This is a genomic window from Nitrobacter sp. Nb-311A (assembly GCF_000152905.1).
Taxonomy (GTDB): Bacteria; Pseudomonadota; Alphaproteobacteria; order Rhizobiales; family Xanthobacteraceae; genus Nitrobacter.
Window position 1 is genome coordinate 423305 of sequence record NZ_CH672417.1, and the last position, 13806, is coordinate 437110.

The window sequence follows — 13806 nt, forward strand, 5'->3', positions numbered from 1 at the left end:
TGCGTCTATTAGATTTTGGACCAAAGTACCAAACACTGAGGCCAGGGACCAAATCGCCCACACGCTGGAAGGTGCGCGCGTGCTCGTGAAAGAACTCCCGCCAAGGACGCGAAGGCGACTCCGAAAAATTCCAGGTTCTGGCAATAGTCAAAAACTCGGAAATATTCCTTGTCTTGGCTAGGGCCGAAAAGATCGGGACAGAGGCGCGTGCCGCCCTTCGGCTCATGCCGTTCTTGCCTTCGGGGAACACGCGGCGATCCATCGACCGGCGCAGGCGGTCGCCTTGTTCTCCTCACGCGTGTGCGCCTCCTCCAGCCCGCATGATCGGGTTCGCGATCCCGCAGGCCCAGAATGCGTTCCAGATCTGATCGATTTTCGAGTGCAATTCCCCCTCAGCATTCATCCACCATCCGCGAGTCCTCACGCCCGTCGATCTTCAAAATACGCCTCCGACATCCGTTCGCGCGAAATCTTCGCCTACAAAGAGCAGTCGGCACTCATGCTCCTTCGCCACTTCGTAGGAGAAGCAGTCGCCAAAATTCAGCGAGGCGGGATGAACGCCCTTTCCCCATTTCTCGTAAACCTCAGCGATGCGCCGCGCCGATGCGGGCGTCACGCTGACGATCTCAAGGCCAAGCCCATCGATTAATTGGGCCATCTCCTCGCTGACGTTGCGGCGCGCGGCGACGATCAATGTCTCGGCCACCGTGCCGGCGGAGATCAAAAGACGATCCTCACCCTCAAGCGCCCCGGCGCAAGCATCCGCCTCAGTCTCGTTCAAGACAATCGCCATCAGTGCGGACGTATCGACGGCGATCATCCGGGCAGACCGTCATCAGTATAGAGAAAATCCTGGCTGCGCGCGGCACTCGGCCCTGCCGTCACCTTCGCGGCGGCAGATGCCCGCACCGCCTCCAACAGCGCCCGGCGGGATTTCCGGTCAGGCGCGGGCTTGACCGGCACCAGCCGCACAGCCGCATGGCCGTGCCGGGTCAGGATAACCTCGTCCCCAGCCTCGGCGCGCCGAACCAGTTCCGTCAATTGCCCCTTGGCTTCAGTTACGGGCACCCGCATGACCCCGCTCCTCTCTGGACCATTTGGAGGTTCAATTCTCTGAGGAATATAGACCATCATATGGTCCAAATCAATACTGGTAACGATGCGCAACGGCGACGCCCTTTCCTAAACATCGTCCCACTCGATACGGATTTCGCCGCCTAGAGTCTGTTAGGAACCGACTGTGAGTTTAGCGACGTTTTTGAGCATGAGGCATACGAAGGCGACGAGGTGGAAATCTGCGAGGGTCTGGGCGCATTGCTCGTAGTCCTTGACCAGCCGTCGGAAGCGGGTTGCCCATGCGAAGGACCGTTCGACGGCCCACCGTCTGGGCAGCAGCACGAAGCCTCGCTTGGCCTGCGGCAGTTTGATGACTTCGAGGGCGATGCCGTGTTCGGCGGCCGCCGCTGCGGGCCTTTCGCCGGTGTAGCCCTGATCGACGAAGGCGATCTCGACGCTTTCGCCGGTCTCGGCCTGAATGGCCTTGGCGATCCTGCCGACCTCGGCGCGGTCGTCGGCATTGGCGGGGGTGACATGGAGGGTGAGAAGATGCCCGAGCGTGTCGACAGCCAGATGCAGCTTCGAGCCTTTCTTTCGTTTGGCTCCGTCGTAGGCCGCGCGAGCGCCGCTTTCAGGCGTCGAGCGCAAAGTGCGGCTGTCGATGATGGCGGCGGTTGGGTGCGCGGGGCGTCCCGCCGCGAGGCGCAGGATGACGCGCAGGTCTTCGGCCAGCGCCTCGAAACAGCCGGCGCTCAGCCACCGCCGCGCCTGCTGATAGACGATCTCCCATGGCGGCAGATCGTTGGGCATCCAGCGCCAGGGCGGGCCGGTCTTCACGATATAGCGCAGACATAGCGCAGACCGTTGAAAACCTCGCGCAGAGCGTGAACGCGTTGCCCGCTCTCCTCGGGCAGAAGCGTCAGATACGGCGCAACAAGCGCCCATTCGTCGTCGGAAACATCGGAAGGATAGGGTTTGCGGGACTTCGTCATCCCGCATACCTCAGAACATAGGGTTAATCAGTTCCTAACAGGCTCTAGGACCACGGCAGCGCGCGCCACATATTCAAGATTCAGTCGACGGGTGCTTTGTTGAAAATAGCGTTTCGTCCGCGCCAGCCTGTCAAAATTCCGTAGCGACAAACCCTTCTCGACAGCACGTTGACGGACTTTGCCAATCGCCGCCTCTGCGAAATCTACCAACTGCGGCCTGCGGCGCGGCAGTCCCAGATGGCGGATTTTTGCCGTGATCTGCGCCAGACGGAGATGCGGAAAGGCGAGCGCCAAATCCGCGTTAGATGTATTGGCCTCAAAAAGCCGGGGAAAGCCTCCTGACTTCGGTTTGCGTCCAGACGTGGCGACACTTGACGACACCAAGGATCGCCGCTCGCCGCTTGAGCGCCGCCAGGCTCCGGCAGGGAAGGCGAAGCCTCATCAAGCCGTAATCGGGATAGGTTTTCCGCACGACCGCATCTTCAACTTTAAGTCGCGCGCCGACTTGGCATTATTTCAAAATCTGTCCAGCGCAATCGACGACCGACATTGGATCTCAGCCATGTGTCAGGAAACTTCCTTTCACATAACAGGGAATGTTCTTGCGCACGGCTATCGAAAATTCAAATTCTACCGATGTCCCCGACGCTGTCTGAAACTGACCAAGAGCACATCTTCAAGATCATGCTCGCGCTGAAGCAGCTTTGATGCGATCTGGAGAGATCGTGCATTGTACACGCGCTCGTCACGAACCTGCCGAAGGCTAACATGCCTTCCATTGAATGCGGGCGTGCAGTCGCGCTATTAAACCGTCCGCAATGTCAGGCGAGCTGAAAAGGAAGATGGAAGGGAATTATGGATTCCGAACAGGTCAGGGCTCATTGGCGGAACTGGGCATCGAAATTCGGCACCGCACTCGGCGCCACCACCAGAACCGAAACCGCGAAGACGCTCGAGATCGACGCATTGGCGCGCCGGATGTGTATGATCGGGCTTGGCGATATGCCGGCACACGTTCTCGAAGTCGGTTGCGGCAATGGCTTGAATTGCTTTGGGCTTGCGGCGCAATTTCCGCGCATGCAATTCCACGGCATCGACTATACCGCGGAAATGATCGACGCCGCGCGTGAAGCAGCCACTGCCAACGGCTTCCGGGACAGATCCAGCTTCCGAATTGGCAACGCGCTCGAACTTTCGAAGACGCCGGGATTGCTGGCGCAATACGATGTCGTTTTTACCGATCGCTGCCTGATCAACATCGCACCGGTCGACCTGCAGATGCGCGCCATCACCGGCCTTGCCGCAAAAGTGCGGAAGGGCGGGCATCTGATCATGATCGAGAATTCGATGGCGACCTATGATCGGCAAAATCATTGCCGCGCCCTGCTGGACCTGCCCGCGCGCACGCCCGCCGCATTCAACCTGTTCTTCGACGAAACACGCATCCTGCCGCACCTCGAAACGCTCGGCCTTGAGGTCGAGATCGAGGATTTCATTTCGCTTCACGACCTGATGCTCTATGTGCTGGCCCCGGCCATCAATGGGGGCACCGTGGATTACGACCATCCGCTGGTTCACGCGGCAACCCGGCTCAACATTGCGGTATCGGCGGAGACATCGAGCGCCTTCGGCGCCTTTGGGCAAGGCCGGATGTTTGTCTGTCGGAAACCTTGATGCCGGAAGCTGACGCCAGTCCGCTCCACAGCGGTCTATTTCTGGATCTTGACGGCACGCTCGCCGACAGCCTGACAGCGCTGAAAAACGTCTATCAATCCTTTCTCGCCTCCTTCGGCGCGAGCGGCGATGACGTCGAGTTTCAGCAGCTCAACGGACCGCCGCTTGGCGAGATCATCGACCGGCTGAAATTGGCTCACAAACTGCCCGGAACGCCGGCCGATCTCCTGCAAAAATACGCGGCCATGGTGTCGCAGGCGCAGCAAAGCGTGCTTCCCGCTGCCGGCGCACATGAATTACTGGCGCACGTCCGCGCGTGCGGATTGAAGATCGCCGTCGTTACGTCGTCGCCAAAATTGTTCGCGCAAAGATGGCTCGCATTCGGAGGGCTCGCCGACAAGATCGACGATGTCGTCGGCGGCGATGAGGTGAGCGCAGGCAAGCCCGCTGCAGAACCCTACATCAGGGCACTGACGCGGCTGAACTGCTCGCCCGCCCTGTCGCATGCCGTCGAGGATTCCCGCATCGGCGCGATGTCGGCAGTTGCCGCGGGGCTCAAAACGTGGGCATTGGCGTCTCCGAACAATCGCGCCGGGTGGCCCGCTCAGGTCGTGTTCATCGAACGTCTCACCGACCTCCTTGGAAGAATACAGGCATGCTGAATGTTCATCTGCTTCAATCGGAGCCGAGAGTCCTTCTGGGAGCGACAGCACCAGCCATCGGCCCAGACATTGAGGCGCGCGTGGACGAAATCTGGCAGCGAGAAAAAGAGCTGCGCCCCCGCGAGCTCTACAACGGGCGATTGTTCAGCATCGATCATTGTGATGCCAAAACGATCGTCGGCTGGATTTCGGAGTACCGCTACTTCCTCGCACAACGGCGCGAGCCGAGCCTTCACGCCGCGCTGAAGATCAAGCCGCTCGCCGTCACCGGCGTCCTATTTTGTCCGGACGGCGTTCTATTCGGCCGGCGCAGCGGTCGCTCTGAGATGGAAGCCGGATGCTGGGAGCTGGCGCCGTCAGGCGGCGTTGACGACGCGGCAGTCGGGCCGACCGGACAGGTGAGTCTCGAACGATGTATTCTGATCGAACTCGAGGAGGAAACAGGCGTCAGAGCGTCCGAACTGTCGGCGCATTCCAGAGCCGTTGCGCTCGTCGAGGATCCGCAGAGCCACGTCACCGACGTCGTAATCATGCTGTCGACCACCTCCTCGGCGGATCAAATCCAGCACCGCTTCGCGGCGCTTGAGAATCCTGAATATTCTGAACTTGAGATCGTTGCACCCGCCGAGATGCAAGTGTTTCGGCGCAACCGGGCTGACTCGTTGGGCGCTGTCTCCGCCGCCCTTTTGGATACTCTTATGCAACCCGGCTTGTGCTCCGACTTCCTGAACACCGCCTTTGAAACCATGCAAATTCAGACCATGGGCGATTGAAATAACTTATATGAAAATCGCAAAAGCCATAAGAACGAAAAGGCTCCATCATTATGTTTTGACGCGTTTTCTTCACGCGAACCCGGATTCCACTTCGCTCGAAAACGCTATAAGCGGCAGCGTTGCCGCGAACCGAGCCTTCCAGTGCGCAACAGGAGCGTAAATTGTGATGCAGAGCGCGGAACTCACCATCGGGGAGCGCAAGATCGGCCCGGACTATCCTCCTTACATCATCGCCGAACTGTCGGCGAACCATAACGGCAAGCTTTCGAAGGCGCTGGAGTTGATCGAAGCCGCCGCCGCCTCCGGCGCTGACGCGATCAAGATCCAGACTTATACGGCCGACACGATGACCATTCCTCACGATGGCGAGGAATTTTTGATCAAGGGCGGGCTGTGGGACGGCTACAGGCTCCACCAGCTTTACCAGCAGGCTTGCACACCATATGAATGGCATCCGCAAATGTTCGCGAAGGCGCGTGAGCTCGGAATCACGATCTTCTCCAGTCCCTTTGACGAAACCGCCGTCGATCTGCTCGCAGGTCTCGATGCGCCCGCCTACAAGATCGCATCGTTCGAGGTGATTGACCTGCCGCTGATCAAATATGTCGCCAAACGGGGCAAACCGATGATCATCTCGACCGGGATGGCCAATCTCGGCGAGATTCAGGAGGCGGTCGAAACAGCGCGCAGCAACGGCGCCGGCGGCATCGCGCTGCTGCACTGCACCAGCGCCTACCCGGCTCCGATCGAGGAAGCGAATGTGCGCACGGTGGCGCATCTCGGCCAGGCCTTCAACGCCGTGTCCGGTCTTTCCGACCATGCGCCGGGTACCGCCGCCTGCGTCGCCTCGATCGTGCTGGGCGGCTCCATAATCGAAAAGCATTTTACGATCTCGCGCGCCGACGGAGGCCCGGATGCAGCGTTTTCACTCGAACCGCACGAGTTCAAGCGGCTGGTCGACGACTGCAAGTCCGCATGGTCCGCGCTCGGATTTGTCGACTACGGCCTCGTCCAGAGCGAGAAGGCCAACACGCGGTTTCGCCGTTCGATCTACGCGGTCAAACCGATCAAGGCGGGCGAACTTCTGACGCGCGAAAATATCCGCGTCATCCGGCCCGGCTTTGGCCTGCGGCCGAAGCATCTACCTGACATCATCGGCCGCACCGCCGCGCGCGACATCGCCTATGGCGAAGCGCTAAAATGGTCAGCGATCGTGTGACGAACCCGCCGTCGCGGCCGCTAACCGGCCTCATGATCTTCTAGAACGGCATCAATGATCATTCCGCGTTATGGTTAGGGATCAGGCGAGAACCCAAGAGGAAACAGCACGTATGACCCGGATTACAGCACAAGAGGAATTCTGGGCCGGAGAGTTCGGCGACAACTACATTGGCCGGAATCAAAGTCGGGAAGTGCTGGCCGCCAAGATCGCGATGTTTGCCCGCATTGTCCAGCGATGCAGAAAAATCCGGTCAGTTCGAGAGCTTGGCGCCAACATCGGCCTTAATATTCTGGCGCTCCAGAACCTGCTTCCACACGCGACGTTTCAAGCCATCGAAATAAACAGCAAAGCCTTTGAAAGGCTGGCGACGATCCCCGGAATAACGGCGTCCAATACGACGCTGTTCGAACCAGTCGAGTGGTCAAGCGTCGATCTGGCGTTTACCGTCGGTGTCTTGATTCACCTTAATCCTGACATGCTGCCGATGGCTTATGAAAGGCTCTACGAAGCCAGCAATCGTTATGTCCTCGCGGCGGAGTACTACAATCCCTCCGTGGTCGAGATCAGCTATCGCGGTCACAGCGGGTGTTTGTGGAAGCGGGATTTTGCTGGCGAGATGATGGACAGGTACCCCGATTTAAAACTTGTCGATTACGGGTTTATCTATCATCGAGACCCAGCATTCCCTGCTGACGACCTAACGTGGTTCTTGATGGAAAAGCCGGCCTGATGAATCAGGAAGACCGATGTTCCGCACCTGTCCCAACGAACGAAGACGTTGGCTATGTGATGAACGCCGCTCTCGGTTTTTCCGATGTCGAATGAAGTCGTAATCATCACTCAGGCGCGCATGACGAGCACTCGTCTTCCGGGCAAGATCTTAATGTGTGCCGGGGAACGCCCCCTTCTTGAAACGCATCTCGATCGCCTCGCCAAGGTTGGCGTTCCCGTGATCGTCGCGACAACAACGAATCTGTCCGACAATCCCGTCGCCGAATTCTGCACTGCGCTTGACGTTCCGGTATTTCGCGGCAGCGAGAATGACGTCCTGGAACGTTATCAAAGAGCGGCGCGCGCGCACGAGGCTCGCCATGTCATCCGTGTGACATCGGATTGCCCACTTATCTGCCCGGACGTGATTCGCGCCGGTCTCGATATCTATCTGAGCTTGAAGAGTGGGTCCGTTTATCTCTCGAACGCCGAAAAACGGACCTACCCTCGTGGCCTGGATTTCGAAATCTTTTCCCGATGTTCATTAGACTTTGCCGCAGAGAACGCCAGGCTATCGTCCGAGCACGAGCATGTGACAGGTTATATTCGGACATCGATGCCGGATATTCGCCACGAGTACTGCATAGATGACGAAAATCTAAGCGACTGGCGCATCACCGTCGACACCGACGACGACTTCAAACTCGTTAAACTATTGATTGAAGATTATCATGCGGCAGAGATGGATTACCCGAGCTTAAAGGCTTTGCTGAAAGCACATCCTGAGCTTATGAAAATCAACTCCCACGTTCAACAGAAAACAATCTAAGGGGACCCAGGACGATTAGATCTTAGGGCATTGAGCAGAGCGTATAAGCCCCCCGGACATTTGCCGACGAGTTACTGTGCCTCGCGGATAATAGCCATTTGACGCTTGAATTCAGTGATGATTATGTAACTCGGCCGTCGATCAGGTCCCACGATCGCAGCTATGGTTATTTGGAGAACCGTCTCGGTGAAGACGAGTGCTCCTGTAGCGCGGGGTTTTGATTGCAACTCCGGTACAAATCCCGTCCTGTACTCTGTGGAACAAATCCGGGAATTTTATGAACGGACCAAGACATGATCCCCTATGGTCGTCAGGACATCTCCAGCGCCGATGTCGAGGCGGTTGTCGAAGTCCTTCGGTCAGACTTCCTCACCCAAGGGCCGATGGTCCCTAGGTTTGAGGAGACGTTGGCGCGGGCAGTCGACGCGCCTGAAGCGGTGGCCTTTTCCTCAGCAACTGCGGCGCTGCATGTCGCCTGTCTTGCGCTCGGGCTCGGCCCATCAGACCGCCTCTGGACGGTGCCGAACACCTTTGTAGCCTCCGCCAACTGCGGTCTCTACTGCGGAGCGATCGTCGATTTCGTCGATATCGATGCTAAGACCCGAAACATGGATGTCGAGGCACTGGCCACCAAGCTCGAAGCGGCCGAGCGCGACGGCACCTTGCCGAAGATTGTCGTTCCAGTGGACTTCGCCGGCACTTCCGCAGATCTTGCGTCTATCCGCCGGCTGGCGGACCGATACGGTTTCCGCATTCTTGAAGACGCGAGCCATGCCGTTGGCGGATACTACCAGAAAAGGCCCGTCGGTTCGAGCGAGCTTGCTGACGTTACCGTTTTTTCCTTCCATCCCGTCAAGATTGTGACGACGGGAGAAGGCGGTGCGGCGACCACGCGGTCTGCCGAGATCGCCCATCGCATGCGCCTGCTACGCAACCATGGCATTTCGCGCGATCCCGCTGATATGACCGCCGTTCCCGAAGGCCCTTGGTACCACGAGCAGGTGATGCTTGGCTTCAACTACCGTATGACCGACATTCAGGCGGCGCTCGGCGTGAGGCAATTTGATCGCCTCGCCAAATTCGTTGCCCGGCGGCAGGTGATCGCGGCGCGTTATCACCAAGGGCTTTCTGGTCTTCCCGTGATTCGCCAGTTCGTGCCGGAGGGCACCCTCTCGGCGTTGCATTTATACGTCATTGAGCTGGATGAAACGGCACGACGTACTCGCGCCGAGGTTTTTGCGGCGATGCGCTCTTCAGGTATCGGCGTCAACGTCCATTACATTCCGGTCCATCTACAACCATGGTACCGGGCCTTGGGTTTCTCCCGTGGCGACTTTCCGGTTTCCGAAAAATATTACGACTTCGCACTGACGTTGCCTATTCACCCAAACCTGAGCGCCGAACAGCAGGATTACGTTATGGACCGGTTATCCCACGCGCTCAAAACTTGAGGATCTAAATTGTTGCGCTTTAAGATTTCGACCGCAAAAACGGAGAGCTGGAAGTTTAGCGAAAGCATGCGCCTGTTTGCTTGCTGGCGGATTCGTCCTCAGACGGCCTAAATCAGCAACGGCCTCATTCTCCCGCCCGCCAGATCGTCTCCGACATCAAATAGACCGTGATCTTTTTTGAGCCGGTTCGCGCGATCAAAAATTTGAAAAGCAGATCGAAGGGATCTTCGTGGCGCCATGGATATTAGCGAATTTCTAGAAGAAAATCGGCGATTCTGGACATCCTTTACCCCGCCAAAATCCGACGGCATCTTAATACTTGACCTTTATCACAACGACAATGTGCACTCCCACCTGTTCGCAAATTGCGTCGTTGCGAAATGCATACAGCACATATGGGGAGGTGAAATCGTCGGGATTTTTGCCGATAGCTTTGGAGATGTTCGAAACACAAACGTTGAAGCGAGCCAAACACTCGCTCGCTCGTTCGGCGTCAGTCGATTTTACAATATTTCCGAATTTCGCAATCGCCGCCTGTCTGATCCGGTTTGGTCAGCCAATGCAGAGACTGAACTTCGCAAGCGGCTGCACGGCAAGTCGGGATCCTCGCTCAGGCAAGCAATTCGGTCATTGTCAGAACCGAAATCCCCACGATGCGGTCCTCTGATTTACAATGAGTTTCTGCGACGATTTGGCTTCGGCACCATTGACAATCTGAGCGACGAACTCATCGCAGTTGCAAAGCTTGTGTTGGCCGACTACGAAGCCCTTCCCATGATGTTTGGAAAGTCCCCGATTCGAGCGAGCGTATTGGGGCACATTTGCTATTCGGTATCGGGACAGCTGGCTGACTTTGCGGCCCTGCACGGCGCACCAACGTTCCTGGTAGAACAGTATATCCCAATTGCGGTTACGCGATATCGGGATCTAGCGGACCTATCGTCCGGTCTACCCAGCGACTGCAAGGAGATGCTGAAAACGTACGCTTTCGATCAAGCTCTACTGGATGATCCCAGGCTTGACCTGTTCGACGGCGCTGTTGAAGGCACGCTGGCGCGGACGATCGAACCGCTGTTGAACCGTGATGTTGTTGATCAGCTACCAGCTTCTCGCGAGGCCTTCCTTGAGAGCTGCGGTGTCGATCCCGAGAATCCTACGGTCTGCGTATTCTCACATGTGTTTCAGGACGCCCCGCTGACGCGGCCGAAGCAACTCTCGGACGATTACTGGCAAGCTGTTGTCGACGTCGTTGATCTTGCGCGGCAACTGACACATCTCAACTTGATTGTTAAGCCGCATCCCCTGAACGACAGCTATGATTGGAAGCGTTCGTGGGATACGCTGCGTAAATACTGCGCCGACATCAGAAATATCGGATTTGCAGATGGTAGCCTCAGCGCTGGTGAGGTCATGAAGCATTGCGATGCCGGCCTCACGGTTCGTGGAACGGTTCTCTACGAGATGGCCGCGGCTGGACACAGAATGATCGCGACAGGAGAAGATAAGTTTTCTGGCCTTGGTATTGTCGAGGAGACATCCAGCATGGAAACTCTCAAGAGCATTCTGATGAATGTATCGCGAGAGGCTTGGTCGATGCCGGCGGAGCAACGTCGGCGCGCTCTGGCTTATTCCTACTGCCTACTCCAGGGGTTCCGTAGTAAATCGATCTTGGTTCCCGATAAGCGCTGGCTTCCTGAAGAATATTTTCGCAGTGCGACACTGGCATTGTCGAATTTTAGACTGGAAGAAGATCCCCTCTTCATAAATCTAAAGTCGTTTCTCCGAAATGACCTGCCAATGCTGGTTTCGAAAGAAGCATTCCCGCGATGAGTTCGAAACGATTTGCGACCGAGATTGGTTTTGCAGATTGCGCGTTTGATCCTTTCCTTTTCCAGATTGATGATGTCGCCGCGTCCGGCCGCCTGCGCGCGGAATGCCTCAATGCTGCTTCTCCAAGCTCAAGTGTCATTCGGCATGCAAAATTGACCCCGTAAGCCGGGGGATCGGCGTCCAAAATTGACCCCCTACAGGTTGGCTGTTGCGCTGCCTGCTTTGTCATGAAGCAGGTGGTCGGGGATGCTGATCGTGGAGACGATTGCGCGGATACGGCGCGAACACTTCATCAAGGGCAAGACGATCAAGGAGATCGCCCGTGACCTGAAGGTGTCGCGGAACACGGTCCGGAAGGTGCTGAGGTCGGGCAAGACCTTGTTCGAGTATGAGCGTTCGATCCAGCCGCGCCCCAAACTCGGGCGTTGGGCGGCGGAGCTTGATGAACTGCTGGCGGCGAACGCGGCCAAATCGGCTCGCGAACAGCTGACGCTGATCCGGATCTTCGAAGAGTTGCGCGGACGCGGCTATGACGGCGGCTACGATGCCGTACGGCGTTACGCCAGGCGTTGGAGCAAGGAGCGCGGGCAATCGACCGCGGCGGCCTATGTTCCGTTGAGCTTTGCGGCGGGCGAAGCCTACCAGTTCGACTGGAGCCATGAGATCGTTCTCCTCAACGGCGTGACGGCGATCGTGAAGGTCGCTCATGTCCGGCTGTGCCACAGCCGCATGCTGTTCGTGCGGGCCTATCCGCGGGAGACGCAGGAGATGGTATTCGACGCCCACGACCGGGCGTTCGCACTGTTCAAGGGTACCTGCAGCCGCGGCATCTACGACAACATGAAGACGGCGGTAGAGACGATCTTCGTCGGCAAGGATCGCCGCTACAATCGCCGCTTCCTGCAGATGTGCAGCCACTATCTGATCGATCCGGTCGCCTGCACGCCGGCGTCGGGCTGGGAGAAGGGTCAGGTCGAGAACCAGGTCGGGCTGGTCCGGGAACGGTTCTTCACGCCACGGCTGCGGTTCAAAACCCTGGACGAGTTGAACGCGTGGCTTCTGGATAAGTGCATCGCCTACGCCAAGGCGCACCGACATCCAGAACTGGCCGAACAGACGGTCTGGGAGGTGTTCGAAGCCGAGCGGCCCAAGCTCGTTCCCTATGCTGGCCGGTTCGACGGATTCCACGCGGTGCCGGCATCGGTCTCGAAGACCTGCCTGGTGCGCTTCGACAACAACAAATACTCGGTCGCTGCCAGCGCCGTCGGGCGCCCGGTCGAAGTTCAAGCCTATGCCGATCGCATCGTGATCCGTCAGGACGGGCGCATCGTTGCGGAGCATCCGCGATCGTTCGGACGCGGCGAGACGACCTACAATCCCTGGCACTACGTGCCGGTGCTCGCGCGCAAACCCGGGGCCTTACGTAACGGCGCACCCTTCAAGGACTGGGTGTTGCCGGCCGCGATCGAACGGATCCGGCGCAGGCTCGCCAGCACCGACGACGGCAATCGACAGATGGTCGACATCCTCAATGCGGTGCTGACGGACGGTTTGTCGGCGGTCGAAGCCGCCTGCGCCGAGGCGATCGCTCATGGCGTTCATTCCGCTGACGTCGTTCTCAACATCCTGGCTCGCCAACGCGAACCCGCTGCACCGGCCAACATTATGACGCCGGCGGCACTGACGCTCCGCCATGCGCCGATCGCCGATTGCGCCCGTTACGACAACCTCCGGAGGACCATCTGATGGAACGAACCCAAATCTTCGACCTCATGGGTGAGCTCAAACTCTACGGAATGAGGGCTGCCTTCGACGAGATCATGGCGACGGCCGTCAAGCGCCAGCACGAACCTCAGCACATCGTCGGCGACCTGCTCAGCGCCGAGATCAACGAGAAGCAGGCGCGGTCGATCAAGTACCAGCTCACCATCGCCAAGCTGCCATTGGCCAAGGATCTCGATGACTTCCAGTTCGAAGGCACGCCGATCAATCAGACGCTCGTCAATGATCTCGCCGGCGGCGGCTTCATCGCCCAGCAGCGCAACGTCGTGCTCGTCGGCGGCACCGGCACAGGCAAAACCCACCTGGCCATCGCAATCGCCAGAAGCTGCATCCGATCCGGCGCCCGCGGTCGCTTCTACAACGTGGTCGACCTCGTCAATCGCCTCGAGATCGAGACCCGTAACGGACGTCAGGGCCGGCTTGCCGAACATCTGACCCGGATGGACTTCATCGTGCTCGACGAACTCGGATATCTGCCCTTTGCCCAATCCGGCGGCCAGTTGCTGTTCCATCTCGTCAGCCGGCTCTACGAGCGTGCTTCCGTCATCGTCACCACCAATCTCGCCTTCGGCGAATGGCCCAGCGTGTTCGGCGACGCCAAGATGACCACCGCGCTGCTCGACCGGTTGACCCACCACTGCGACATCGTCGAAACCGGTAACGACAGCTGGCGCTTCAAAAGCCGCGACGACGATCACGCCACCCGCGCTCGTCTCGTCTCCGCAATCCCGGCCAGCTCCGACGAGTCGAGCGCTACCCTCAAACCACGCCGCGCGAAGGGGTCAAAATTGAACGCCGATACGGGGTCAAATTTGCGAGCC

13 protein-coding genes and 1 pseudogene are annotated in these 13806 nt (G+C 58.3%); 10 read left to right on the plus strand and 4 right to left on the minus strand.

Features of this window, described 5'->3' with window-relative positions; genetic code table 11:
• Nucleotides 1-436: 436 nt before the first annotated feature.
• The 4 genes and pseudogenes from NB311A_RS13285 to NB311A_RS13300 all read right to left on the minus strand — a co-directional run bounded on the left by NB311A_RS13285 (nt 437) and on the right by NB311A_RS13300 (nt 2429).
• The gene (locus NB311A_RS13285) at nt 437-820 is read right to left on the minus strand and encodes a type II toxin-antitoxin system VapC family toxin (protein ID WP_009799112.1); all 384 of its coding nucleotides are present in this window, start codon (nt 818-820) and stop codon (nt 437-439) included.
• Nucleotides 817-1074 carry a type II toxin-antitoxin system Phd/YefM family antitoxin gene (locus NB311A_RS13290; protein WP_009799113.1) on the minus strand — a complete coding sequence of 86 codons (258 nt, stop codon included), beginning with the start codon at nt 1072-1074 and terminating at the stop codon, nt 817-819. Before NB311A_RS13290 ends, NB311A_RS13285 begins: the two co-directional genes overlap by 4 nt.
• Before the next feature lie 153 nt (nt 1075-1227).
• A pseudogene (locus NB311A_RS13295) lies at nt 1228-2048 on the minus strand (IS5 family transposase).
• 27 nt (nt 2049-2075) lie between these two features.
• Entirely contained in the window at nt 2076-2429 is a 354-nt protein-coding gene (locus NB311A_RS13300; protein WP_131522912.1) for a hypothetical protein, read from the minus strand.
• 474 nt (nt 2430-2903) lie between these two features.
• Between NB311A_RS13300 and NB311A_RS13305 the strand changes: the two genes are divergently transcribed.
• The 10 genes from NB311A_RS13305 to istB all read left to right on the plus strand — a co-directional run.
• Nucleotides 2904-3722, plus strand: coding sequence for a class I SAM-dependent methyltransferase (locus NB311A_RS13305; protein ID WP_009799118.1), 819 nt, complete (start codon nt 2904-2906; stop codon nt 3720-3722).
• The gene (locus NB311A_RS13310) at nt 3722-4384 is read left to right on the plus strand and encodes an HAD family phosphatase (protein ID WP_009799119.1); all 663 of its coding nucleotides are present in this window, start codon (nt 3722-3724) and stop codon (nt 4382-4384) included. The genes NB311A_RS13305 and NB311A_RS13310 overlap by 1 nt, the downstream gene beginning before the upstream one ends.
• A complete protein-coding gene (locus tag NB311A_RS13315; RefSeq protein ID WP_009799120.1) occupies nt 4378-5157 on the plus strand; it encodes an NUDIX hydrolase in 780 nt (259 codons plus the stop codon). Before NB311A_RS13310 ends, NB311A_RS13315 begins: the two co-directional genes overlap by 7 nt.
• A 169-nt stretch (nt 5158-5326) precedes the next feature.
• On the plus strand, nt 5327-6379 hold the full coding sequence (gene pseI / locus NB311A_RS13320; protein WP_009799121.1) for a pseudaminic acid synthase: 1053 nt from the start codon (nt 5327-5329) through the stop codon (nt 6377-6379).
• A 112-nt stretch (nt 6380-6491) separates the two neighbouring features.
• A complete protein-coding gene (locus NB311A_RS13325; RefSeq protein ID WP_040675243.1) occupies nt 6492-7112 on the plus strand; it encodes a pseudaminic acid biosynthesis-associated methylase in 621 nt (206 codons plus the stop codon).
• A gap of 84 nt (nt 7113-7196) precedes the next feature.
• A complete protein-coding gene (locus NB311A_RS13330) occupies nt 7197-7922 on the plus strand; it encodes a cytidylyltransferase domain-containing protein (RefSeq protein WP_009799123.1) in 726 nt (241 codons plus the stop codon).
• Nucleotides 7923-8215: 293 nt separating this feature from the next.
• Nucleotides 8216-9373 carry a UDP-4-amino-4,6-dideoxy-N-acetyl-beta-L-altrosamine transaminase gene (gene pseC, locus NB311A_RS13335; RefSeq protein ID WP_009799124.1) on the plus strand — a complete coding sequence of 386 codons (1158 nt, stop codon included), beginning with the start codon at nt 8216-8218 and terminating at the stop codon, nt 9371-9373.
• Nucleotides 9374-9610: 237 nt separating this feature from the next.
• A complete protein-coding gene (locus NB311A_RS13340) occupies nt 9611-11203 on the plus strand; it encodes a hypothetical protein (RefSeq protein ID WP_009799125.1) in 1593 nt (530 codons plus the stop codon).
• A gap of 246 nt (nt 11204-11449) precedes the next feature.
• A complete protein-coding gene (gene istA / locus NB311A_RS13345) occupies nt 11450-12949 on the plus strand; it encodes an IS21 family transposase (protein ID WP_009796680.1) in 1500 nt (499 codons plus the stop codon).
• Nucleotides 12949-13806, plus strand: an 858-nt coding sequence (gene istB, locus NB311A_RS13350; RefSeq protein ID WP_009797880.1) for an IS21-like element helper ATPase IstB, incomplete at its 3' end; no start/stop codon positions are given. The genes istA and istB, both read left to right, overlap by 1 nt.